Annotated in this window: 21 protein-coding genes; 16 read left to right on the forward strand and 5 right to left on the reverse strand. The window is 67.1% G+C overall.

Features of this window, described 5'->3' with window-relative positions; genetic code table 11:
- The first annotated feature begins 145 nt into the window (after window positions 1-145).
- The 13 genes from GY40_RS22970 (at window position 146) to rimO (ending at window position 12,921) form a co-directional block, all read left to right on the forward strand.
- The gene (locus GY40_RS22970) at window positions 146-1,486 is read left to right on the forward strand and encodes an O-antigen ligase family protein (protein WP_156116051.1); all 1,341 of its coding nucleotides are present in this window, start codon (window positions 146-148) and stop codon (window positions 1,484-1,486) included.
- Between the two features lie 234 nt (window positions 1,487-1,720).
- Complete coding sequence (locus GY40_RS22975) at window positions 1,721-2,077, forward strand: DUF2849 domain-containing protein (RefSeq protein WP_038367490.1); 357 nt, start codon at window positions 1,721-1,723, stop codon at window positions 2,075-2,077.
- A 3-nt stretch (window positions 2,078-2,080) separates the two neighbouring features.
- Window positions 2,081-3,751: a nitrite/sulfite reductase gene (locus tag GY40_RS22980; protein ID WP_038367493.1), complete on the forward strand. Its 1,671-nt coding sequence runs from the start codon at window positions 2,081-2,083 to the stop codon at window positions 3,749-3,751.
- A complete protein-coding gene (locus GY40_RS22985; protein WP_038367494.1) occupies window positions 3,738-4,271 on the forward strand; it encodes a DUF934 domain-containing protein in 534 nt (177 codons plus the stop codon). The genes GY40_RS22980 and GY40_RS22985 overlap by 14 nt, the downstream gene beginning before the upstream one ends.
- Window positions 4,268-4,519: a hypothetical protein gene (locus GY40_RS22990; RefSeq protein ID WP_038367496.1), complete on the forward strand. Its 252-nt coding sequence runs from the start codon at window positions 4,268-4,270 to the stop codon at window positions 4,517-4,519. The genes GY40_RS22985 and GY40_RS22990 overlap by 4 nt, the downstream gene beginning before the upstream one ends.
- On the forward strand, window positions 4,516-5,970 hold the full coding sequence (gene cysG, locus GY40_RS22995) for a siroheme synthase CysG (protein ID WP_038367498.1): 1,455 nt from the start codon (window positions 4,516-4,518) through the stop codon (window positions 5,968-5,970). The genes GY40_RS22990 and cysG overlap by 4 nt, the downstream gene beginning before the upstream one ends.
- Before the next feature lie 202 nt (window positions 5,971-6,172).
- Window positions 6,173-7,216 (forward strand): sulfate ABC transporter substrate-binding protein, encoded by a 1,044-nt coding sequence (locus GY40_RS23000; protein WP_038367500.1) that lies wholly within the window; start codon window positions 6,173-6,175, stop codon window positions 7,214-7,216.
- A 4-nt stretch (window positions 7,217-7,220) separates the two neighbouring features.
- Complete coding sequence (cysT, locus tag GY40_RS23005; RefSeq protein ID WP_038367502.1) at window positions 7,221-8,114, forward strand: sulfate ABC transporter permease subunit CysT; 894 nt, start codon at window positions 7,221-7,223, stop codon at window positions 8,112-8,114.
- A complete protein-coding gene (gene cysW, locus GY40_RS23010; RefSeq protein ID WP_038367504.1) occupies window positions 8,107-8,994 on the forward strand; it encodes a sulfate ABC transporter permease subunit CysW in 888 nt (295 codons plus the stop codon). The genes cysT and cysW overlap by 8 nt, the downstream gene beginning before the upstream one ends.
- 28 nt (window positions 8,995-9,022) lie before the next feature.
- Window positions 9,023-10,069, forward strand: a complete 1,047-nt coding sequence (locus GY40_RS23015; RefSeq protein ID WP_038367506.1) for a sulfate/molybdate ABC transporter ATP-binding protein — start codon at window positions 9,023-9,025, stop codon at window positions 10,067-10,069.
- A gap of 128 nt (window positions 10,070-10,197) precedes the next feature.
- Window positions 10,198-10,635, forward strand: a complete 438-nt coding sequence (locus GY40_RS23020) for an OsmC family protein (protein WP_038367508.1) — start codon at window positions 10,198-10,200, stop codon at window positions 10,633-10,635.
- A complete protein-coding gene (locus GY40_RS23025; RefSeq protein ID WP_051988441.1) occupies window positions 10,632-11,498 on the forward strand; it encodes a sulfurtransferase in 867 nt (288 codons plus the stop codon). Before GY40_RS23020 ends, GY40_RS23025 begins: the two co-directional genes overlap by 4 nt.
- A gap of 103 nt (window positions 11,499-11,601) precedes the next feature.
- A complete protein-coding gene (rimO, locus tag GY40_RS23030; RefSeq protein ID WP_038367510.1) occupies window positions 11,602-12,921 on the forward strand; it encodes a 30S ribosomal protein S12 methylthiotransferase RimO in 1,320 nt (439 codons plus the stop codon).
- 179 nt (window positions 12,922-13,100) lie between these two features.
- On the opposite strand, the gene GY40_RS23035 is transcribed toward rimO, so the two are convergent.
- Together GY40_RS23035 and GY40_RS23040 are read right to left on the reverse strand one after the other, a co-directional pair.
- Complete coding sequence (locus tag GY40_RS23035) at window positions 13,101-13,427, reverse strand: hypothetical protein (RefSeq protein WP_156116052.1); 327 nt, start codon at window positions 13,425-13,427, stop codon at window positions 13,101-13,103.
- Between the two features lie 219 nt (window positions 13,428-13,646).
- A complete protein-coding gene (locus tag GY40_RS23040; RefSeq protein WP_038367515.1) occupies window positions 13,647-14,621 on the reverse strand; it encodes a quinone oxidoreductase family protein in 975 nt (324 codons plus the stop codon).
- Between the two features lie 135 nt (window positions 14,622-14,756).
- Here GY40_RS23040 and GY40_RS23045 point away from each other — a divergent pair, with 135 nt between their 5' ends.
- The gene (locus GY40_RS23045) at window positions 14,757-15,932 is read left to right on the forward strand and encodes a UbiH/UbiF family hydroxylase (RefSeq protein WP_038367517.1); all 1,176 of its coding nucleotides are present in this window, start codon (window positions 14,757-14,759) and stop codon (window positions 15,930-15,932) included.
- Window positions 15,933-16,128: 196 nt separating this feature from the next.
- Here the strand turns inward: GY40_RS23045 and GY40_RS23050 are convergent, their stop codons facing one another.
- From GY40_RS23050 to GY40_RS23060, 3 genes are all read right to left on the reverse strand, one after another.
- Window positions 16,129-17,250 (reverse strand): CaiB/BaiF CoA transferase family protein, encoded by a 1,122-nt coding sequence (locus tag GY40_RS23050; protein ID WP_038367520.1) that lies wholly within the window; start codon window positions 17,248-17,250, stop codon window positions 16,129-16,131.
- Between the two features lie 11 nt (window positions 17,251-17,261).
- Window positions 17,262-18,233 carry an AEC family transporter gene (locus tag GY40_RS23055; RefSeq protein ID WP_051988442.1) on the reverse strand — a complete coding sequence of 324 codons (972 nt, stop codon included), beginning with the start codon at window positions 18,231-18,233 and terminating at the stop codon, window positions 17,262-17,264.
- Window positions 18,234-18,406: 173 nt separating this feature from the next.
- Window positions 18,407-19,522 carry an acyltransferase family protein gene (locus GY40_RS23060; RefSeq protein WP_038367523.1) on the reverse strand — a complete coding sequence of 372 codons (1,116 nt, stop codon included), beginning with the start codon at window positions 19,520-19,522 and terminating at the stop codon, window positions 18,407-18,409.
- 264 nt (window positions 19,523-19,786) lie between these two features.
- On the opposite strand from GY40_RS23060, the gene GY40_RS23065 reads away from it, so the two are divergent.
- Together GY40_RS23065 and hspQ are read left to right on the forward strand one after the other, a co-directional pair.
- Complete coding sequence (locus tag GY40_RS23065) at window positions 19,787-20,836, forward strand: HpcH/HpaI aldolase/citrate lyase family protein (RefSeq protein WP_038368671.1); 1,050 nt, start codon at window positions 19,787-19,789, stop codon at window positions 20,834-20,836.
- A 113-nt stretch (window positions 20,837-20,949) separates the two neighbouring features.
- Complete coding sequence (gene hspQ, locus GY40_RS23070) at window positions 20,950-21,279, forward strand: heat shock protein HspQ (protein WP_038367525.1); 330 nt, start codon at window positions 20,950-20,952, stop codon at window positions 21,277-21,279.
- The last annotated feature ends 55 nt before the right edge of the window (window positions 21,280-21,334 follow it).

The raw sequence follows: 21,334 nt of genomic DNA on the forward strand, positions 1-21,334 counted from the left end.
TGACGCCAGCGGCGGGAGACTCGACCGCCGGGACGGGGCGGTCAGCGTCATGAGCGGGGAATGACGGGCTCTTAACGAGCCTCTGTCATAGGATGGCGCGTGGAGGCCCTTGCGGGCCGCAGGGCACACGGACCGCCGCGACGCCATGAGCCAGACAGGGAGCATCACGCAGGCCGCCGCAGGCCCGGCCGGGAGCGCATCCGGGCGCGCTCAGGAGGCTCTGCGCCTGCGCCGGCTGGCGACCTTCCTCTCCGGTCTCGCGCTGTTCATCCTGATCCTGACGCTGCAGCCCTTCGCGCCGCCGCCGGACCCGTCGCAGATCGGCGCGCCCAGCAGCGGCAATATCGTCAACCAGATCGGCTATCTCGTGCTGGGCGGGCTCTATCTCGCGGCCATGCTCCGGCTGAAGCCGCGGCCGGTGCTGGCGCGGCTCGGACTCGGGACCTGGCTCACGGTCTTCGCCATCGCGGCGCTCTCGACCGTCCAGGCGCTCGACCAGGCGGCGGCGCTGCGCGGCCTGCTCCTCGGCGCGATCGCGATGATCCTGGTGGCGGGCGTGCTGGTGCTGCCGGAGGACGAGCCGGGCTTCGCGCTCGCGGCCGCGAATGCCTGCCTCGCCGTGCTCGCCATCGTCTATGGCGTGCTGCTCGTCGCGCCCCATCTCGCCGTGCACAGCGCCGAGGGCGTCGAGGGCGTCCATGCCGGCGACTGGCGCGGGCATCTCTCGCACAAGAACTTCGCCGCGCCGGTCTTCTCGATGATGGCGATGATCGGGATCTATTGCTGGCGCAGCGGGCTGAAATGGCGCGGCGCGATCATCGTGGCGCTGTGCGTGGTCTTCGTGCTCAACAGCGGCTCGAAGACGACGCTCGGCTTCCTGCCGATGGCGATCGGGCTCGTTGTCCTCGGGCGGTTCAGCGGGCGTCCGGGATTGGCCGTCGCCCTGCACATCCTGCTCGTCGCCGTGATCGCCTGCCTCACCGTCGGCACGGTGATGTCGCCGCAGCTCTACAGGCTCGGCGCGGCGCTGATCTCGGACCCGACCTATACCGGCCGCGACGAGATCTGGAAATTCGCCCTCGCCCGCATCGCCGAGAAGCCCTGGCTCGGCTACGGCTATGCCAGCTTCTGGCAGACCCCGGTGGTCACCGGGCTGGAGGAGAATTTCGAGGCGAGCTGGGACGTGCGCGGCATCGGCTCGGGCCATAACAGCTATCTCGACGCGATGCTGATGTTCGGCGTCCCCGGCGCCGTCGTCATGATCTGGCTGCTGATGATCCGCCCGCTGGGAAGCTATCTCGCCGCCGCCCGGACGCCGGACAGGGCGAGGCTCGCCGATCTCTTCGTCATGATGGTCATCTTCATGACCTATGTCGGGATGCTCGAAGCCTTCCTGCTCAACCGCTCGGATCCGCTCTGGACCCTCTTCGCCACGGCGGTGATGGGGCTCGAATTGCTGCGGCGGATGCGGGTGAGGACGGGCTGAGGCCGGCGAAGGACGAGACCGGGCGGCCTGACAGGCCCTGCGCGACGGGGCGCAGGATAAAATTACTCCAAATGGATGGTAATAGAGAAAATCACGCTATCTGACGTGAATTGAAGCGTGTCGAAGGCTGCTTTATTTTACGCGTTCGGAAAAACGAACGTATCGGACGCAAGCCTTGGCGAGACTGACCCTCGATCATCGACCGGCTGAAGCCAGCGGCGCGGAGTTCGCCTGATGGCTGCAGCAGCCAAACGCGTTCCGCTGCCGGCGATCCTGCTGGCCAACGATCTGCTCGACGGCGATGTCGTTTTCGCGACGGCTGGCGCAGCTGGCACCCTCGTCTGGACGCGCGATCCGGCGCAGGCACTGGTCGCGAATGACGATGCCGCGGCCGATGGGCTCGAAGCCTTCGCCGCGGCCGGGCTGCGCGGCAACACCGTCGTCGACGCCTATCTCGTCGATGTCGCGATCGAGGGCGGCCATCCGGTTCCACGCCATTTCCGCGAGCGCTTCAAGACGCTCGGTCCCAGCAATCGTCCCGATCTCGGCAAGCAGGCCGGCGAGGGTATCGCGTCCGCGCCCAAAGGTTGATCGATGTACCGTTACGATGAATTCGACGAGCATTTCGTCCGCGAGCGGGTCGCGCAATTCGCCGATCAGGTCTCGCGCCGGCTCGACGGTTCGCTGACCGAGGACGAGTTCAAGCCGCTGCGGCTCAAGAACGGCGTCTATCTCCAGCTCCACGCCTATATGCTGCGGATCGCCGTTCCCTATGGCACGCTGAATTCCAGGCAGCTTCGTCGGCTCGCGCTGATCGGCGAGAAGTACGATCGCGGCTACGGCCATTTCACCACGCGCCAGAACCTGCAGTTCAACTGGCCGAAGCTGCGCGATATCCCGGAGATCCTCGGCCTGCTCGCCGATGTCGAGATGCACTGCATCCAGACCTCCGGCAACTGCATCCGCAACGTCACGGCCGATCATTTCGCCGGCGTCGCGCAGGACGAGATCGAGGATCCGCGCCCGACGGCGGAGCTGATCCGGCAATGGTCGTCGGCCCATCCCGAATTCAGCTACCTGCCGCGCAAGTTCAAGATCGCGGTGACCGGCGCCGAAGCCGACCGGGCGGTGATCAAGGCCCACGATATCGGCCTGCGCCTGCGTCGCCATCCTGACACGCATGAGACCTGCTACGAGGTCAGCGTCGGTGGCGGGCTTGGCCGCACGCCGATGATCGGCAAGGTCGTGCGTGACTACCTGCCCAAGAAGGACCTGCTGGCCTATCTCGAGGCGATCATGCGGGTCTATAACCTCGAGGGCCGGCGCGACAACAAGTACAAGGCCCGGGTCAAGATCCTCGTCCACGAGATCGGCGCCGAGGAGTTCGCCCGCCGCGTCGAGGCTGAGTTCGCCCAACTCGACGGCCCCTCGATCAATGCCGATCCGGAAGAGGTCGCGCGCATCGCCGCCTATTTCGCGCCGCCGGCCTATGAGACGCTCCCGGCCGTCAGCAACACGCTGGAGGCGGCCAAGGCGAGCAATCCGGCCTTCGCCCGCTGGGTCGAGGTCAACACGGCGCCGCACAAGGTGCCGGGCTATACCGCGCTGACGATCTCGCTGAAGCCGATCGGCCAGGCGCCGGGTGATGCGAGCTCCGAGCAGATGCGAGTGGTCGCCGATCTGGCGCAGCGCTATTCCTTCGACGAGTTGCGCGTCACCCATGCGCAGAACCTCGTCCTGCCGCATGTGCGCCAGCGCGATCTCTTCGCGATCTGGCAGAAGCTCGGCGAAGCCGGGCTGGCGGAGGCCAATATCGGCCTCGTCACCGACATCATCGCTTGCCCCGGCCTCGATTACTGCGCCTTGGCGACGGCCCGCTCGATCCCGATCGCGCAGGCGATCCAGCAGCGCTTCGCCAATGAGGCCCGCCAGCGCGAGATCGGGCCGCTCGGCATCAAGATCTCCGGCTGCATCAATGCCTGCGGCCATCACCATGTCGGCCATATCGGCATTCTCGGGCTGGAGAAGCGCGGCATCGAATCCTACCAGATCACGCTGGGCGGCGACGCCACCGAGAACGCCGCGATCGGCGAGATCCTCGGCCCCGGCCTCGCGGCGGAAGACGTGCCGGACGCGATCGAGCGCATCGTCGCGGTCTATCTCGCTGAGCGGGCGGAGGGCGAGAGCTTCATCGACAATGTCCGCCGGATCGGGCTTGCCCCCTTCAAGGCCGCCTTCCAGGAGACGACCCGTGCCGCTGCTTGACCGAAACGGCGCCCGCGCGGATGGCTGGACCCGCAGCGAAGGGGCGGCGATCGACAATATTCCGGCGGCGATCGTGCCATGGGAGTTCCTCGCCGAGGCGCTTGACCGGCAGGTGCCCGGGCAGAGCATCGGCGTCCTGATCCCGAACAACCTCCCGACGGCGGAGCTCGCCCCGTTCCTGCCGCGCCTCGCGCTCGTCGCTATCGCCTTCCCCGCCTATTCCGACGGGCGCGGCTTCAGCCAGGCCCGGCAGATCCGGCGCGTGGGCTTCGCCGGCGAATTGCGCGCCAGCGGGCCGCTGATCGCCGACCAGTTCGCCTATGCCCTCTCCTGCGGCTTCGACACGGTCGAGCTGCCGGAGGCCAGCGCGGCGCGGCAGCCTGTCGAACAATGGCTGCGCGCCCGGGCTTCGTTCAGCCGGACCTATCAGCGCGGCTATGGCACGCCGGAGCGCAACATCCTGGATCGGCGGCGCGCGGCGCGTACCGACGCGGCGGCCACATCAGCGGCAACGCCATGAGCATCACCACACCGGCCAGCGGGCAAACCGGCGCGAGCCGGCGCATCGCGCCGGTCACGATCGAGGAGGACAGCATGGCTGGTGAGGTCGAAATGCTCCTGCAGCCCGGCCAAACGGCCCGCAGCCGTTGGCTCGATCTATGCTTTCGTCTTATCATCCTCGCGCTGGCGGCGTTGTGGCTGCTGGTGCCGCCCGCTGGCGGGGCGCCTATGGCGACGGATGGGAAGGCGATAGCGACCACGCGATGAGCGAAAGACGCCCCGAGACGACCGCACGGCGCATCGAGCCGCTGGCGACGCTGCCGCTGTTCCACAAGCTGGCCGGCCGCAAGGCCGTGCTGGCCGGGAGCAGCGAAGGCGCACTGTGGAAGGCCGAACTGCTCGCGGCCGCGGGAGCGGAGCTGCATATCTTCGCCGGCCGCGATTCGGCATCTTTCGCGGCACTCGCCGAGGATCCCGCCGCGCGCATCCATATCCACGCCCGGCGCTGGTCGCCGGAAGATCTCAATGGGGCCGCGCTTGCCGTCGCCGATCTCGACGATACCGAAGAGATTCGTGCCTTCGTCGCGGCCGCGCGCGCTGCCGGCGCCCCGGTCAACATCGTCGACAAGCCGGAATTCTGCGATTTCGCCTTCGGTGCGCTGGTCAACCGCTCGCCGCTCGTCGTCGCCGTTTCGACCGACGGGGCCGCGCCGGTCTTCGGGCAAGCGATCCGGGCCAAGATCGAGGCGCTGCTGCCGGCCGGGCTGAAGGGCTGGGCGCAGGCCGCGACCGATTGGCGCCCGAGCGTTCAGGCGCGCGAACTGCCCTTCGCCCTGCGCCGTGCCTTCTGGGAGCTCTTCGCCGGCAAGGCGATGGCCGAGCCCGAACGCGAACCGACGCAACAGGACGCGGCCGAGCTTTTCGCGAAGCTCGCACAGCTCGAATCGTCCTTCGACGGCAAGGGCCGGGTCACGCTGGTCGGCGCCGGGCCGGGCGATCCGGAACTGCTGACGCTCAAGGCGATCCGTGCCCTGCAGAGCGCCGATATCATCCTCTATGACGATCTCGTCTCGCCGGGCGTGCTGGAATTCGCCCGGCGCGAGGCCAAGCGCATGCTGGTCGGCAAGACCGGTTACGGGCCCTCGGTGAAACAGGGCGACATCAATGCACTGATCGTCTCGCTGGCCTCGCAGGGCAAGCATGTCGTGCGGCTCAAGGGCGGCGACCCCGGAATCTTCGGCCGAGCCGGCGAGGAGATCGAGGCCTGCCAGGCCGCCGGCATCCCGGTCGCGATCGTGCCCGGCATCTCGGCGGCACAGGGCGCAGCCGCCTCGCTCGGCCTCTCGCTGACCCATCGCGACCATGCAAGGCGGCTGCAATTCGTCACCGGCCATTCGCGCAAAGGCGAATTGCCCGATGATCTCGACTGGCGCGCCATGGCCGACCCGGCCGCCTCGACCGTGATCTACATGGCGCGCGCCACCCTGCCCGGCTTCCGGGAAAAGGCGCTCGCCGCCGGGCTCGATCCACAGACGCCGGCCGTCGCCGTGCTTGCGGCGACACGGCCCGACGAGCTACGGATCGCGGCGACGATCGAAACCCTGCCGGACCGGCTCGCGGAACTTTCCGCGACCGGGCCGGTTCTGGTCCTGCTGGGACGTGCCTTCGGCTCGGCCCTGGCCGAGGCCGAGGCGGCGGCGGATCGCCGCCGCGCCTGAGAGCGGGCGAGGAGAAGCATCCTCGCTTTGGCCCGTAACGATGCGGGGAGATGCGTGTTCTCCCCGGCGTCGAAACTTTGGAACGGGACCGCTGCCCGGCCACATTGTGGCAAGATCGAGATTTCAGTACGTTTCGTTTGTTATTCAGAACGGGCGGAGCTTCCTCAATCGGGCTCCGCCCGGATCGCAACGGAGCCCTGACATGACACGACCCGCGTTTCGCCGCCTGCTTCGGGCCGGACTGGTTCTGGGAGCCTTCACGATCTGCTTCGGCGTGGTCGCGGGAGCCCGCGCCCAGTCCATCGAGCTGCTCAACGTCTCCTACGATCCGACCCGCGAGCTCTACCGCGACATCAACGCCGCCTTTCTGGCGGATTGGAACGCCAAGCATCCCGACAGGAAGATCACGACCATCCGCCAGTCGCATGGCGGCTCGGGCGCGCAGGCGCGCACCGTGATCGACGGGCTCAACGCCGATGTGGTGACGCTGGCGCTGGCCGGCGACATCGACGCCGTCGCCGAGCGCTCGAAGAAGCTGCCGCTCGACTGGCAGAAGCGCCTGCCGGACAACTCCTCTCCCTACACCTCGACCATCGTGTTCCTCGTCCGCAAGGGCAATCCCAAAGCGGTCAAGGACTGGGGCGACCTCGTGAAGCCCGGCATCCAGGTCATCACGCCGAATCCGAAGACCTCGGGCGGCGCGCGCTGGAACTATCTCGCCGCCTGGGCCTATGCCGAAAAAGCTTTCAACAAGGACGACGCCAAGGTCCGCGACTATATTGCCAAGCTGCTCGGCAATGTCCCGGTGCTCGACACCGGCGCGCGTGGCGCGACCACGACCTTCACCCAGCGCGGCATCGGCGACGTGCTGCTCGCCTGGGAGAACGAGGCCTTCCTCGCCCAGGACGAGTTCGGCAAGGACAAGTTCGACATCGTCGTGCCGAGCCTGTCGATCCTGGCGGAGCCGCCGGTCGCCCTGGTCGACGGCAATGTCGACGCCAAGAAGACCCGCGAGGCCGCGCAGGCCTATCTCGAATTCCTCTATACGCCGAAGGCACAGGCGATCATCGCCAAGAACCACTACCGTCCACGCAACACCGAGGCGGCCGACCCCAAGGACCTCGCCCTGTTCCCGAAGCTCGAGCTCGTCACCATCGACAAGGATTTCGGCGGTTGGGCCAAGGCGCAGCCGACGCATTTCGGCGATGGCGGCACGTTCGACCAACTCTACAAGCCGGCACGGTAAGTCTATGACAACGACGGCGTCCTTCCGCTGGCGAGAGCCCAGTATCCTGCCCGGCTTCGGCCTGGCGATGGGCATCACCGTGACGGCGCTGTCGCTGATCGTGCTGATCCCGCTGGCGGGCCTGTTCGTGAAGGCCGCCAGCGCCGGCCCGGCCGATATCTGGGCGGTGGCGACCTCGCCCCGGACGCTGGCCGCGCTCAGGCTCTCCTTCCTCGGCGCGCTGTTCGCGGCGCTGGTGAACACCGTGTTCGGGCTGATCCTCGCCTGGGTTCTGGTGCGCTACGACTTTCCCGGCCGGCGCCTGATCGACGCGGCGGTCGACCTGCCCTTCGCCCTGCCGACCGCGGTCGCCGGCATCTCGCTCGCCGCCATCTATGCGCCGAACGGCTGGGTCGGCTCGTGGCTGGCGCCGCTGGCCTTTCGTTTCACCATCCCCTTCACCGATGTCTCGATCGGCTTCGACGGCAAGGTCGCCTACACGCCGCTCGGCGTCATGGTGGCGCTGATCTTCATCGGCCTGCCCTTCGTGGTCCGCACCGTCCAGCCCGTGCTGGAAGAGTTGCAGAGCGACGTCGAGGAGGCGGCAGCGCTGCTCGGAGCAAACCGTTTGCGCACCGTCTTCCGCGTCATCCTGCCGCCGGTGCTGCCGGCGCTGCTGACCGGCTTCGTGCTGGCCTTCGCGCGGGCCGTCGGCGAATACGGCTCGGTGATCTTCATCGCCGGCAATATCCCGATGGTCTCCGAGATCGCGCCGCTGCTGATCGTGATCCGGCTCGAGCAGTTCGACTATGCGGGCGCCGCCGTAATGGCGACGATGATGCTGCTGATCTCCTTTGCGCTCATCCTGGCGGTCAACCTGGTGCAGGCGCGGGCGCGCCGGAGGTTCGGCGATGTCTGACGCCACCTTGCCTGCCGCGACCGCGCCGGCCCGGCGCGATGGAAGCCGCGCCCGCGGCGAGAGCCGGTTCGTCCAGTTCGTGCTGATTGCGGTTTCGCTCGCCTTCCTGCTGCTCTTCCTGCTGCTGCCGCTGGTCACGGTCTTCGTCGAGGCTGCTGCCAGGGGCTGGGAAGCCTATCGTGCCGCGATCACCGAACCCGACGCGCAAGCGGCGATCCGGCTCACGCTCATCGTCGCGGCCATCGCCGTGCCCTTCAACACCGTCGTCGGGATCGCCGCGGCCTGGGCCATCGCCAAGTTCGAATTCCGCGGCAAGAACCTGCTGATCAGCCTGCTCGACCTGCCCTTCTCGGTCTCCCCGGTGATCTCCGGCCTGGTCTTCGTGCTGCTGTTCGGCGCGCAGGGCTATTTCGGTCCGTGGCTGCAGGCGCATGGCGTCTCGATCATCTTCGCGCTGCCGGGGCTCATCCTCGCCACGGTCTTCGTCACCTTCCCCTTCGTGGCGCGCGAATTGATCCCGCATATGCAGTCGCTCGGCTCGGCCGACGAGGAAGCGGCGCTGACGCTCGGCGCGTCGCCCTGGCGGGTGTTCTTCACCATCACCCTGCCGAACGTGAAGTGGAGCCTGTTCTACGGCATACTGCTCTGCAATGCCCGGGCGATGGGCGAATTCGGCGCCGTCGCGGTCGTCTCCGGCAAGATCCGGGGCGAGACCAACACCATGCCGCTGCATGTCGAGATCCTCTACAACGAGTACATGGGACCGGCCGCCTTCGCCGTCGCCTCGCTGCTGGCGGGGCTGGCCCTCGTCACCCTCGTGCTCAAGACCCTGCTGGAATGGCATTATGGCGATGCGATCGCCGCCAGCCGCCGGCACTGACCCAAGCCTGGACGAAGGACGAAAACCCATGTCGGTCGCCGTCACCATCGAAGCCATCGAGAAGCGTTTCGAGAATTTCCCGGCGCTGCGCGGCGTCTCGCTCGACATCCAGCCGGGCGAGCTCGTCGCGCTGCTCGGCCCTTCCGGCTCGGGCAAGACCACGCTGCTGCGCCTGATCGCGGGGCTGGAAGAGGCCGACCGGGGCCGGGTCCTGTTCGGCGACATCGACACGCGGGCGCTGTCGCTGCGCGACCGGCGCATCGGCTTCGTCTTCCAGCAATATGCGCTGTTCAAGACGATGAACGTCGCCGACAACATCGCCTTCGGCTTGCGGTCCCGCCCGCGCGAGGAGCGCCCCATCGCGAGCGAAATCAGCAAGCGCGTCAAAGGCCTGCTCGAACTGGTTCAACTGCCGGGTCTGGAAAAGCGCTATCCGAGCCAGCTCTCCGGCGGCCAGCGCCAGCGCGTCGCGCTCGCCCGCGCGCTCGCCATCGAACCGCGCGTACTGCTGCTCGACGAGCCTTTCGGTGCGCTCGACGCCAAGGTCCGCAAGGATCTGCGCGCCTGGCTGCGCGAATTGCACGGGCGCGTCGGCCACACCACCGTGTTCGTCACCCATGACCAGGAAGAGGCGCTGGAGCTTGCCGACCGCGTCGCCATCCTCAACGCCGGCAAGATCGAGCAGGTCGGCTCGGCCGACGACGTCTACGACCATCCGGCGACGCCCTTCGTCTGCGAATTCCTCGGCGAGGTGAACAAGCTGCCGGTCAAGGTCGTCGGCAGCCAGGCCTTCTTCGGCGACCGGCCGGTGCTGGGCGGATTGTCGCAGAACCAGGGCGGCCCGGCCTCCCTCTATGTTCGGCCGCAGCATCTGCGCATCGTCGACGAGACGCCGCTCGCCCTGCCCGGCACGGTCGAGCATCTGCGCCGCAACGGGCCGCTGCGCCGGGCTGAGGTCGCTGTCGAGGGGCTGAAGAAGCGGCTCGACGTCGATCTCGCCAGCCAGGTCGCTCCCGCGATCGGCGAGCGGGTGCGGCTGCGCATCACCCATGGCAACCTGTTCGCCGCCGCCTGATCCCGCTCTCGGGGGCACCCAGCGGTGCCGAAAACCGGTTTCCACTTTTGGGCCCGATGCCCTAGCCTCCGCCCCCGAATCCCGCCGCGACAAGGGCGGCCGGTCCTCGATCCGGACAGGAGATCGCGATGAAAGCACGCGCGAAATGGGTGGAAGGCATGGCCTTCATGGGCGAGGCCGGCAGCGGCCACGCGGTGATGATGGACGGTGCGCCTGACTATGGCGGCCGCAATATCGGCATCCGGCCGATGGAGATGCTGCTGATCGGGCTCGCCGGCTGCACCGGCTTCGATGTCGTCAGCATCCTCAAGAAGGGGCGCGAGGCGGTGACCGGCTGCGAGGTCGAGGTCGAGGCCGAACGCGCCGCCAGCGACCCCAAGGTCTTCACCAAGATCCATCTGCGCTACCGCATCACCGGCAAAGGCCTCGCTTATGCCAAGGCCGAGCGGGCCGTCACATTGTCGAAGGAAAAATACTGTTCGGCTTCGATCATGCTCGGGGCGACTGCCGAGATGAGCTACGAGCTCGACGTGATCGACGAACTGCAGAAGGATGAAGCTGCATGAGCCAAACCGGATTCGCAGGACTGATCGCGCCCGACGCCCTCGCCGCGCGTCTCGGCTACAAGAACCTCGTCATCCTCGACGTGCGCACCGCGGCGGATGGCGGCAAGGAAGCCTTCGACGCCGGGCATATTCCCGGTGCCGTTCATTCCGACTATGCCGCCGATGGCTGGCGCGCCAAGGTCGGAAACGCGCCCGGCATGCTGCCTGCCGCCGACCACCTCGCCACGCTGGTCGGCCGGCTCGGCATCAAGCCGCATGACGACGTCGTCATCGTCTCGGCCGGCACGGCCGCGACCGACTTCGCCGCGGCAGCGCGGGTCTACTGGACGCTGAAATTCATCGGCCACGGCCAGCAGGCGATCCTGGATGGCGGATTCAGGGGTTGGACGAGCGATCCGAAGCGGCCGGTCGAGAGCGGCCCGTCGCAGCCGAAGAGCACCGAGCCCTATCCGGTCGTCGCCCAGCAGCAATTGCGCAGCACGACGGATGCGACCCTCATCGCCTCGCGCAGCAAGCAGGCGAGCCTGGTCGATGCGCGTGGGCCGAGCTATTTCGAGGGACGCGAGAAGGCGGCCGAGGCGACGCGCGGCGGCCATATCCCCGGTGCGATCGCGCGCGACTATGCCGGCGCCTTCGAGGCTGGCACCGGCAAGCTCAAGCCGCGCTCCGAGCTGGAGAGGATCTTTGCCGTGGTGCCGCAGGGGCCGGCGATCTCCTATTGCAACACCGGCCATTCGGCAGCGGCGAACTGGTTCGTGCTCTCCGAACTGCTCGGCCGCGACGAGATCGCGCTCTATGACGGCTCGATGACCGACTGGACGCAGGATCCCGAGCGGCCGGTCGCGACGGGCGCGGCGGCCTGAGCCGCTTTCGATTGCAAATCAGGCTGAAAAGGTTCAAAGGAAGCGCCGATCGCGTGTCACGCGCGCGGCGCTTCCTGACATTCTGGACATAAGCCATCAGCCGATGAACGCCGTCGCGCCGAAAATCTCCTTCGTTTCCTTGGGTTGTCCGAAAGCCCTCGTCGATTCCGAGCGGATCATCACCTCGCTGCGTTCCGAGGGCTATGAGCTCTCGAAGAGCCATGCCGGGGCCGACCTCGTCATCGTCAATACCTGCGGCTTTCTCGACAGCGCCAAGGCGGAATCGCTCGAGGCGATCGGCTCGGCCATGGCCGAAAACGGCAAGGTCATCGTCACCGGCTGCATGGGCGCCGAGCCCGAGCAGATCCGCGACGCCTTCCCGAACGTGCTCGCGATCACTGGCCCGCAGGCCTATGAGAGCGTGGTCTCGGCGGTGCACCAGGCGGTGCCGCCGAAGCACGACCCGTTCGTCGATCTCGTGCCGGACCAGGGCGTGAAGCTGACGCCGCGGCACTACGCCTATCTCAAGATTTCAGAGGGTTGCAACAATCGCTGCACCTTCTGCATCATCCCGAAGCTGCGCGGCGACCTGGTCTCGCGGCCGATCGGCGACGTGCTGCGCGAGGCCGAGAAGCTGGCCAAGGCCGGCGTCAAGGAATTGCTGGTGATCTCGCAGGACACCAGCGCCTACGGCCTCGACATCAAATACGCGCCGTCGATGTTCAAGGATCGCGAAATCCGCACCCGCTTCTTCGAGCTCGCCCGCGAGCTCGGCCAGATGGGGATGTGGGTGCGCCTGCACTATGTCTACCCCTATCCGCATGTCGACGAGGTTATCCCGCTGATGCAGGAAGGGCTGGTGCTGCCCTATCTCGACATCCCGTTCCAGCACGCCTCCCCCAATGTCCTCAAGGCGATGAAGCGCCCGGCCCATCAGGACCGCACGCTCGACCGCATCCGGAAATGGCGCGAGATCTGCCCGGACCTCGCCATCCGCTCGACCTTCATCGTCGGCTTCCCCGGCGAGACCGAGGAGGATGTGCAGTTCCTGCTCGACTGGCTGAAGGAAGCGAAGCTGGAGCGCGTCGGCTGCTTCAAATACGAGCCGGTCAAGGGCGCGCCCGCCAACGACCTCGGCCTCGCCCTCGTTCCCGAGGACGAGAAGGAGGCGCGCTGGCACCGCTTCATGAAGGCGCAGGCCGAGATTTCCACCCGCATCGTCAAGGCCAGGGTCGGCAAGCGCATTCAAGTCATCATCGACGAGGCCGGGCCGACCGTCGCCAAGGGCCGCTCGAAATGGGACGCCCCCGAGATCGACGGCAATGTCTATGTCGCGAGCCGGCGCCCCTTGCGCCCGGGCGACATCGTCACCGTGAAGATCGAGCGCGCCGACGCCTACGACCTGCACGGCGTCGCGGTCTGAGCCGCGCCTTGAGAGCTTGCTGATTTTAGGCGGAAACACAGGGTCATCCCGGGCCTGACCCGGGATCCATGCCAGAGCGTTTCCGACGAAGGTTCGGGCATGGATCCCGGCTCTCCGCCTTGCTCCGGCCGGGATGACCCGCCTTTCCTCGGAATGCGCTCCAGCGCGTCCGACTTCCCTCAGTTGAAGGTGCAGAGCCGGCGGATGGTGCGGCCGTTACGGTCGCGCGCCGTGCCGAGGCTGCTGCAGGCATCGGCGACGGGAGCCGCCTCGCCCTGTTCGCTCCGCTTCGGCGGCTCGCTGCAGATGCCGGCAGCACAACCCGTTTCGGCGTAACGCAGGCGCGCTGCGCCGGGAACGCGGAGGCGGCCCTGCTCGGCGCCGTTCAGGATGGCGGCCGGAACGGTGGCCTGCCGGCCTTGGCCCCGGAGCTGCTGCGCCAGCGCAACGCCGGAAAGGCTCAAAATACCCAGAAGAAAAACAGTTGCCTGAAACCTGGTCGACATGACCGTCGTCCCGAAAAGATCGTCAGCATTGCGCTGGCATCCATTCGTCGCGGCGTCGTGCCGGCGGGTTCACGACGCCAACAAAAAAGCGCCCGGCAAGACCGGGCGCAGGATGTGACCGTCGTCTGACGTCATGCTCGGGCTTGACCCGAGCATCTCGGAAACCAGCTTCCTCTGGTCATGAGATTCTCGGGTCAAGCCCGAGAATGACGAGCAGGATCAGGGGAGAAGCACCGTCGAGCCGGTCGTACCGCGCGATTCGAGCGCGCGATGGGCGTCCGCCGCGTCCTTCAATGGGAAGGTGGCGTTGACCGGTACCGTGACCTTGCCGGAGAGCACCGCGTCGAACAGGTTCTTCGCCATCGCCACCATGGTTTCGCGCTTCGCGGTGTGGGTGTTCAGCGTCGGGCGGGTGACATAGAGCGAGCCCTTGGCCGAGAGGATGCCGAGATTGAAGGCGTCGACCGGGCCGGAGGCGTTGCCGAAGGAGACCATCAGGCCGAAGGGCTTCAGCGTGTCGAGCGACTTCATGAAGGTGTCCTTGCCGACGCCGTCATAGACCACGTCGCAGAGCGCCCCGCCGGTGATCTCCTTCACCCGCGCCGCGAAATCCTCCTCGCGATAGTTGATGACGTGGTCGGCCTTGTGTGCCTTCGCCAGCTCCGCCTTTGCCTGCGAGCCGACCGTGCCGATCACGGTCGCGCCCAGAGCCTTGCCCCATTGGCAGAGGATCAGGCCGGTCGCCCCGGCCGCCGCATGGACCAGGATGGTGTCGCCCGGCTTCACCTTGTAGGTCCGGTGCAGCAGGTACTCGGCGGTCAGCCCCTTCAGCATCATGCTGGCGGCGGCCTCGTAGGAGATGCCCTCCGGCAGCGCGACGACCGAGGCCGCCGGCACGATGCGCTCCTCGGCATAGGCGCCGTGCGCCGCGACGACCGCGACGCGATCCCCGACCTTGAACTCGGTGACGTTCGGCCCGACCGCCAGCACGTCGCCGGCGCTCTCATTGCCCAGGGTGAAAGGCAGTTGCGGCGCAGGATAGAGCCCCGAGCGGAAATAGGTGTCGATGAAATTGAGGCCGATGGCGCGGTTGCGGATGAGAATCTCGCCCGGCCCGGGCTGCGGCAGCGTGACGTCCTCGAACGCCAGAACGTCCGGGCCGCCGGTTTTATGCACGCGAATGGCTTTGACCATGGAAGACATCTCCCTCGAATGAATGCACCGACCATAGTTCATCGCGCGGGAAAGCAGCATCCTCGGCAAATGCAGACGCACCTTGCGACTTTGCGGCCCGTGGCCAAAACGCCGTGCATCGGATAGCGAGGGATCATGAGCATGCATGCCGGGGCCTCGGTCGATATCGCCATCGTGGGAGCGGGCCCGGTCGGGCTCGCCGCGGCGCTCGCATTGGCGAGCGAGGGCCGCAGCGTCGCGCTGCTCGGCCCGCTGGCGACGCCCCGCGACGGGCGCACCGTCGCATTGCTCGACAGTTCGTGGCGGCTGCTCGCCGAACTCGGCCTGCAGGATGCGCTGCTGGAGAAGGCGGCGCCGCTTGCCGTGATGCGGCTGGTCGACGACAGCGGCAGCCTGTTCCGGCAGCCGCCGGTCGAGTTCCGCGCTTCGGAGATCGGGCTCGAGGCCTTCGGCTGGAATATCGAGAACGCCGATCTGACCGAGGTGCTGACCGAGACCGCCCGGCAACGCGCCGGCCTGCGGCTGCTGCCGGGCCTTGTCCGCTCGATCGAGCCCGCCGCCGATTCCGTGCGGCTTTGCGGAGACGGCTTTGCGCCGCTCGGCGCGCGTCTGGTCGTCGGTGCGGATGGGCGCAACTCGCATGTCCGCGCCGTCGCGGGGATTGCAAGCCGCGACTGGCGCTATCCGCAGGTGGCGCTGACCGGCATTTTCACGCATGCCCGCGACCATCGCGAGATCTCGACCGAATTCCATACGCGCCAGGGGCCGTGCACGCTCGTTCCCCTGCCCGGCCGGCGCTCCTCGCTGGTCTGGCTGCTCGAGCCCGAGGCGGCGGAGGCCGTCGCGGCGCTCGACGATGCCGCTTTCGCCCGGCGGGTCGAGACACAGGTGCAGTCGCTGCTCGGCGCGATGAGCGTCGCGGGGCCGCGCGGACGCATCCCGATGGGTGGGCTCTCGGTGGATCGCTTCGCAGCCGGCCGCATGGCGCTGATCGGCGAAGCCGCGCATGTCTTCCCGCCGATCGGGGCGCAGGGGCTCAATCTCGGCCTGCGCGACGTCGCGGCACTGCGCGATGCGGTCGCAGAGCGTGACGATCCGGGCGCGGAAGGGGCAATGACCGCCTATGACGCGGCGCGGCGCACCGATGTCCGGTTGCGGACGGGCGCCGTCGATGCGCTCAACCGAACCCTCCTGAGCGATCTGCTGCCGGCCGATCTGATGCGTGGCGCGGGCCTGCTGGCGCTGTCGCGGATCGGGCCGTTGCGCCGCTTCGTCATGCGGCAAGGGCTGGCGGGCGGCGCGGCGCGGTAAGATCCAGGCGTCATGCCCGGGCCTGACCCGGGATCCATGCCGGAGCATTGCCGATCAGGGTTCAGGCATGGATCCCGGATCTCCGCTTCGCTCCGTCCGGAATGACGCAGCGCTTCCGTGAAAACCCAACTGACTCCAGCCTGAACTTCTCGGGTCTGCGCCTCGCTGCGCTCGAGAATGACGGTCCAGAGTTCCGTCACTGTTCTCCCAGCACGATCCTGGTATCGGCGCCGCTTGCCGCGACGCGCCGCGTCTCGGCGGCCTTGTCCCGAAACACCGGTGCCAGCGGCAAAGGCGTCGAGACGAGCCGGCGCCCGCCCGGCTCCTGTGCCTGGGCGTCGAGCAGGCCGCGCGCCGTGACATGCGGGTCGGCGACCGCCTCCTCCAGCGTGCGGACCACGGTGCAGCAGCAGTCGAGCGGCTCCAGATGGGTGCGCCAATGCGCGGCGCTCTCGCCGGCGATGATCGCGGCGATGGCAGCGCGCGTCGCTTGCGGGTTGCGGCGGTCGTCGCGCAGGGCCTCGTCGAGGCCGATGCCTTCGCAGAAGCCCTGCCAGAATTTCGGCTCCAGCGCTCCGACGGCAAGAAACCAGCCATCGGCGGTCTCGTAAAGGCCGTAGCGCGGGCTCGCGCCCGTCAAAAGCGCCTCGCCGCCATCCGGGAAAGAGCCGGTCGCCTGGCCCTGCGCCAGCCCGTACCAGGCGAAGGTCGGCATGGCGTCGGCCATGGCGATGTCGAGATGGCAGCCCTGCCCGCTGCGCTCGCGCTGGCGCAGCGCCAGCAGGATGTTGAGCACCGCCGGCATGGTGCCGCCGGCAATGTCGGCGACCAGCGGCGGCGGCAGCGGCGGGGCGGCGCCACGCTGCAGCGACTGGCCGAGCAGGCCGCCGACCGCCTGGTAGTTGATGTCGTGGCCCGCCTCCTGCGCGCGCGGCCCGTCCTGGCCGTAGCCGCTGATCGAACAGTAGATCAGGCGCGGATTGAGCGCGGCCAGCGCTTCGTAGCCGAAGCCGAGGCGCTCCATCACGCCCGGCCGGAACTGCTCGATCAGGATGTCGGCCTGAGCGACCAGTGGCTTCAGCCGCTCCAGCGCATCGGGCGCCTTCAAATCGAGCTCGACGCTCTGCTTGCCGCGATTGAGCACGGCGAAGGGAGCGGACGTCTCGCCGAAGCGCGGCGGAAAGCCGCGCATGTCCTCGCCGCCCGGCCGCTCGATCTTGATCACCCGCGCCCCGGCTTCCGAAAGAAACAGGCTCGCCAGCGGGCCGGGCAGCAGGGTCGAGAAGTCGAGAACCAGCAGATCGTCCAGCGGCAGCATGGGCGGCTTTCTCAGTGGAAGAGATCGGCCGCTATCCTGCCTGTCTTCACCAGCCACAGGAAGCCCGGCAGCGTGATCATCGAGACGATGGTGCCGACGAGGATGCAGGCCGAGGCGCGCTCGACGCCGACCCTGTACTGCGTCGAGATGACGAAAATGTTCAGCGCCGGCGGCAGCGCCGCCATGATGAGCGCGACATAGATCCAGTTCGCCGGAATGCCGCCGACGGCCGAGAGCAGCAGCCAGACCAGCAGCGGATGCAGCAGGAGCTTGATGACGACGAGACCCGGCACCTCGCCCGGCATCGACTTCATCGGCCTCAGCGCCACCGTGACGCCAAGCAGGAAGAGCGCGCAGGGCGCGGCCGCCTGCGAGAGCCAGAGCGTCATCCGGTCGATCGCAGTGGGGAGCTCGAATTTGAGATAGCTTGCCAGCACGCCGGCCAGTGTCGCGACATTGAAGGGATGGGTCAGCACCCGCCAGACCACCTCGCGCAGCGTGGCGGCGAGGCTGCGTTTCTCGACGCCCGCGAAAGCCATCAGGAGCGGCACGAGCGAAAACAGCAGGACGCTGTCGAAGACGAAGATCAGCACGACCGGGGCGCTGGCCTCCGGCCCGAGCGCAGCCAGGATCAGGGGCGGCCCCATATAGCCGATGTTGGAATAGGCGCCCGCGACGCCCTGCATCACGGCCTGGGGCATGTTGCCATGCGCATGCTTGAGCCCGAGCGCGAAGGAGAGACAGAAGGCGCAGAAGGTCGCCGTGGTGGTGCAGGCGATGAACTTCCAATTGGCGAGCTCGCTCAACGGCTTGTCGGCGATCAGCCGATAGAACAAGGGCGGCAGCGCGACATAGATCAGGAAGAACTGCAGCCAGGCGAGCCCCTCCTCCGGCAATTGCTTCCAGCGGCCGATGACGAAGCCGAGCAGGATCAGCCCGAAGAAGGGCGCGACCAGATTGAAGATGCTGAGAAGGTCGGCCATCGCGAAACGTTCGGATCCTTATGGGTGCCGACCGAACCGGCCGGGTGATCCGTCGATGGCTGGATCAGGTGGCCAAAAAGCTTCCGGGCCGGCGCGTGCACAGGCCCCGAAGTGGATGGCAGCGCCTCGAAACAATCCGAAGGATCGGCCCGGAGCCTAAAACCCGGGCGCGATCAGTTGGCAATCCCCGCCCGCGGCCGCGCCCCATTCGCTGGAAGCAAGGCGCCGGCCGCGGCCAGCCCGGTCAGGGTGGACTTCGTCCAGCTCTGAGCCGGGCGCTCCACAAAACGCCAGATCAGGCAGGACAAAACCAGCAGCACCAGCGTCACCGCCGCAACAAGGGCCGCCGGCGAAAGCGCATCGCCCAGCCGGTTGAACGCGACATAGCCGATGTGCTGATGCAGCAGGTAGAACGGATAGGTCAGCCCGCCAATGGCCAGCGTCACCCCCGACGGCAGCGGCAGGCGTGGAAACCTGATCGCAGCCGCCACGATCGCGACGATCGCCACGCAGGAAGCGGCGACGGCGAAGTCGTCATAGGCAGCGTGGTAGTTCGCCCTGTACCACTGCGTCAGTTCGAGAGCTTGATAGATGGCCACGGTCGTGGTGAGCGTGAGAAGGGCGAGGTTGCGCCGCGTATGTCCGTCCCGGAAGGCGGCATAGAGCAGGAGCCCAGCGCAGAAGAACGCGCTCTGATCGGTCAGGAGGAGATAGCGCAGGATTTTGCTGGACAGGAAGGCGCGATCGAGAACGGAAACCAGAAGCCAGACGAGAACGATGAGCGGATAGCGATCGCGCCGAAAAGCTCCCAGCGCCATCAGCAGGAGAACCCAGCCGTAGAAGATCACTTCGTAGAAGATCGACCAGTAGGAGCCATCCATGGCCTGATAACCGAGCAGCTCGGGCTTGATGACCAGATTCGCTGCCCATTGCGCAGCGCTGGCCTGCAGGAACGGCGCGCCCCAGGCGAGCACCACCAGAAAGGTGAGCGTCATGCAGAGCAGGAAAGTGGGATAGATCCGGGCGAAGCGAGCAATGGCGAACTGAAGCGGCGTCCGCCCCTCGGCGGAATAGGCGATCACGAAGCCACTGATCACGAAGAAAAGCGGCACGCCAAGATAGCCGTATTTCAGCACGCTCTCGCCGGCCGGCAGCGACGTCTGCGTAAAGCCGATCGCCAGACCGCAGAACCCGAAATGGAACAATGCGACCGACAACGCCGCGAGAAGGCGCAGGCCGTCGAGCGTTTCGAGGCGAAGACCGGGCTGGAGGTGGTTCGGCTGACTCATGGCTCACGTCACGTTTCGGCACAGGTTCCGGGCGATGCGGCTCACGCAGCAAGCCGCGCGCCAGACCGTTGGGAGCCTTCATGGTTTCGCCAGACCGCCGCAGGTCAAGGATATTGATCCTAGGCATATTTACCTAATTCGCCGGTTGAGCTTATTTTCCTAAAGCCTTATCTCTTCGAAGCCCCCTTCCCGCTCGACAAAGGCATGATGGACGGCCTCGCCAAGGCATGCTCACATTCGCTGCATCGCAGCATGGAGCCCCCGATGACGAGCAAGACGCCACGCCAGTTCTTCCGGCCGCTCGCCATCGGCGCCCCCGAGCCCTATCGGGAACTCCCGCTCAAGCTCGAAAGAATGATCCATTTCGTGCCGCCCCACCTGGAGAAGGTGCGCGCCAAGGTCGGCGAGCTCGCCGGCCAGGTCGATATCGTGCTCGGCAATCTCGAGGATGCGATCCCGGTCGAGGCCAAGCAGGCGGCGCGCGACGGCTTCATCGCCATGGGCAAGGCGGTCGATTTCGGCAAGACCGGGCTGTGGACCCGCGTCAATGCGCTGAACTCGCCCTGGTTCCTCGACGACATCACCGCGATCATGGCCGAGATCGGCGGCAAGCTGGACGTCGTGATGGTACCGAAGGTCGAAGGGCCGTGGGACATCCACTATGTCGACCAGCTGCTCGCGCAGTTCGAGGCACGCCATGCGCTGCCCAAGCCGATCCTGATCCACGCCATCCTGGAGACGGCCGAGGGCGTGAAGAATGTCGAGGCGATCGCCACCGCCTCGCCGCGCATGCATGGCATGAGCCTCGGCCCCGCCGACCTCGCCGCCTCGCGCGCGATGAAGACCACCCGCGTCGGCGGCGGGCACCCCGAATACAAGGTGATCGCCGACCCCTCTCCCGATGGCGGCCCGCGCGCCGTCGCCCAGCAGGATCTCTGGCACTACACGCTGGCCAAGATGGTCGATGCCTGCGCGGCGGCGGGCATCAAGCCCTTCTACGGTCCCTTCGGCGATTTCGCCGATGCGGCCGCCTGCGAGGCGCAGTTCCGCAACGCCTTCCTGCTCGGCTGCGCCGGCGCCTGGACGCTGCACCCCTCGCAGATCGAGATCGCCAAGCGGGTGTTCAGCCCGGACCCGACCGAGGTGATCTTCGCCAAGCGCATCCTGGAAGCGATGCCGGACGGCTCGGGAGCGGTCATGATCGACGGAAAAATGCAGGACGACGCGACCTGGAAGCAGGCGAAAGTGATCGTCGATCTGGCGCGGCAGGTTGCCGCAAGGGATCCGGCATTAGCAGAACGTTACGGATTGTGATGGGACTGCGTCCTTGGCTCGATTGATTTTGACGCATTTACGACGCATTGCTCTCGCAAGGGCGGCGACGACCCCGGCCGGCAAAGGATCGGCGGGGATAGCGTAGGTTTGTCATGGAAGCGCGTTCGGCCAAATTCTGCATCGGGCAAGTGGTCAAACACCGCATCTATCCGTTTCGCGGGGTCATCTTCGACGTCGACCCGGTCTTCTCCAACACCGATGAGTGGTGGGAGGCGATTCCGGAGAACATGCGCCCGTCGAAGGACCAGCCCTTCTACCATCTCTTCGCGGAGAACGAGGAGACGGAATACGTCGCCTATGTCTCCGAGCAGAATCTCGTCGTCGATGATTCCGGCGAGCCGGTCCGCCATCCGCGGGCGCGCGAGTTCTTCCGCCGCGACCGCAAGGGGCGCTACCGGATCGACCGCACCGGATTGAACTGAGGGCGACGCCCCAGCGCCCAAGCCCCTGCGCGCTGACGTTTTTGCTCAAAAGAAA

This window comes from Allobosea sp. UNC402CLCol (assembly GCF_000745475.1).
In the GTDB taxonomy this organism is placed as follows: domain Bacteria; phylum Pseudomonadota; class Alphaproteobacteria; order Rhizobiales; family Beijerinckiaceae; genus Allobosea; species Allobosea spartocytisi.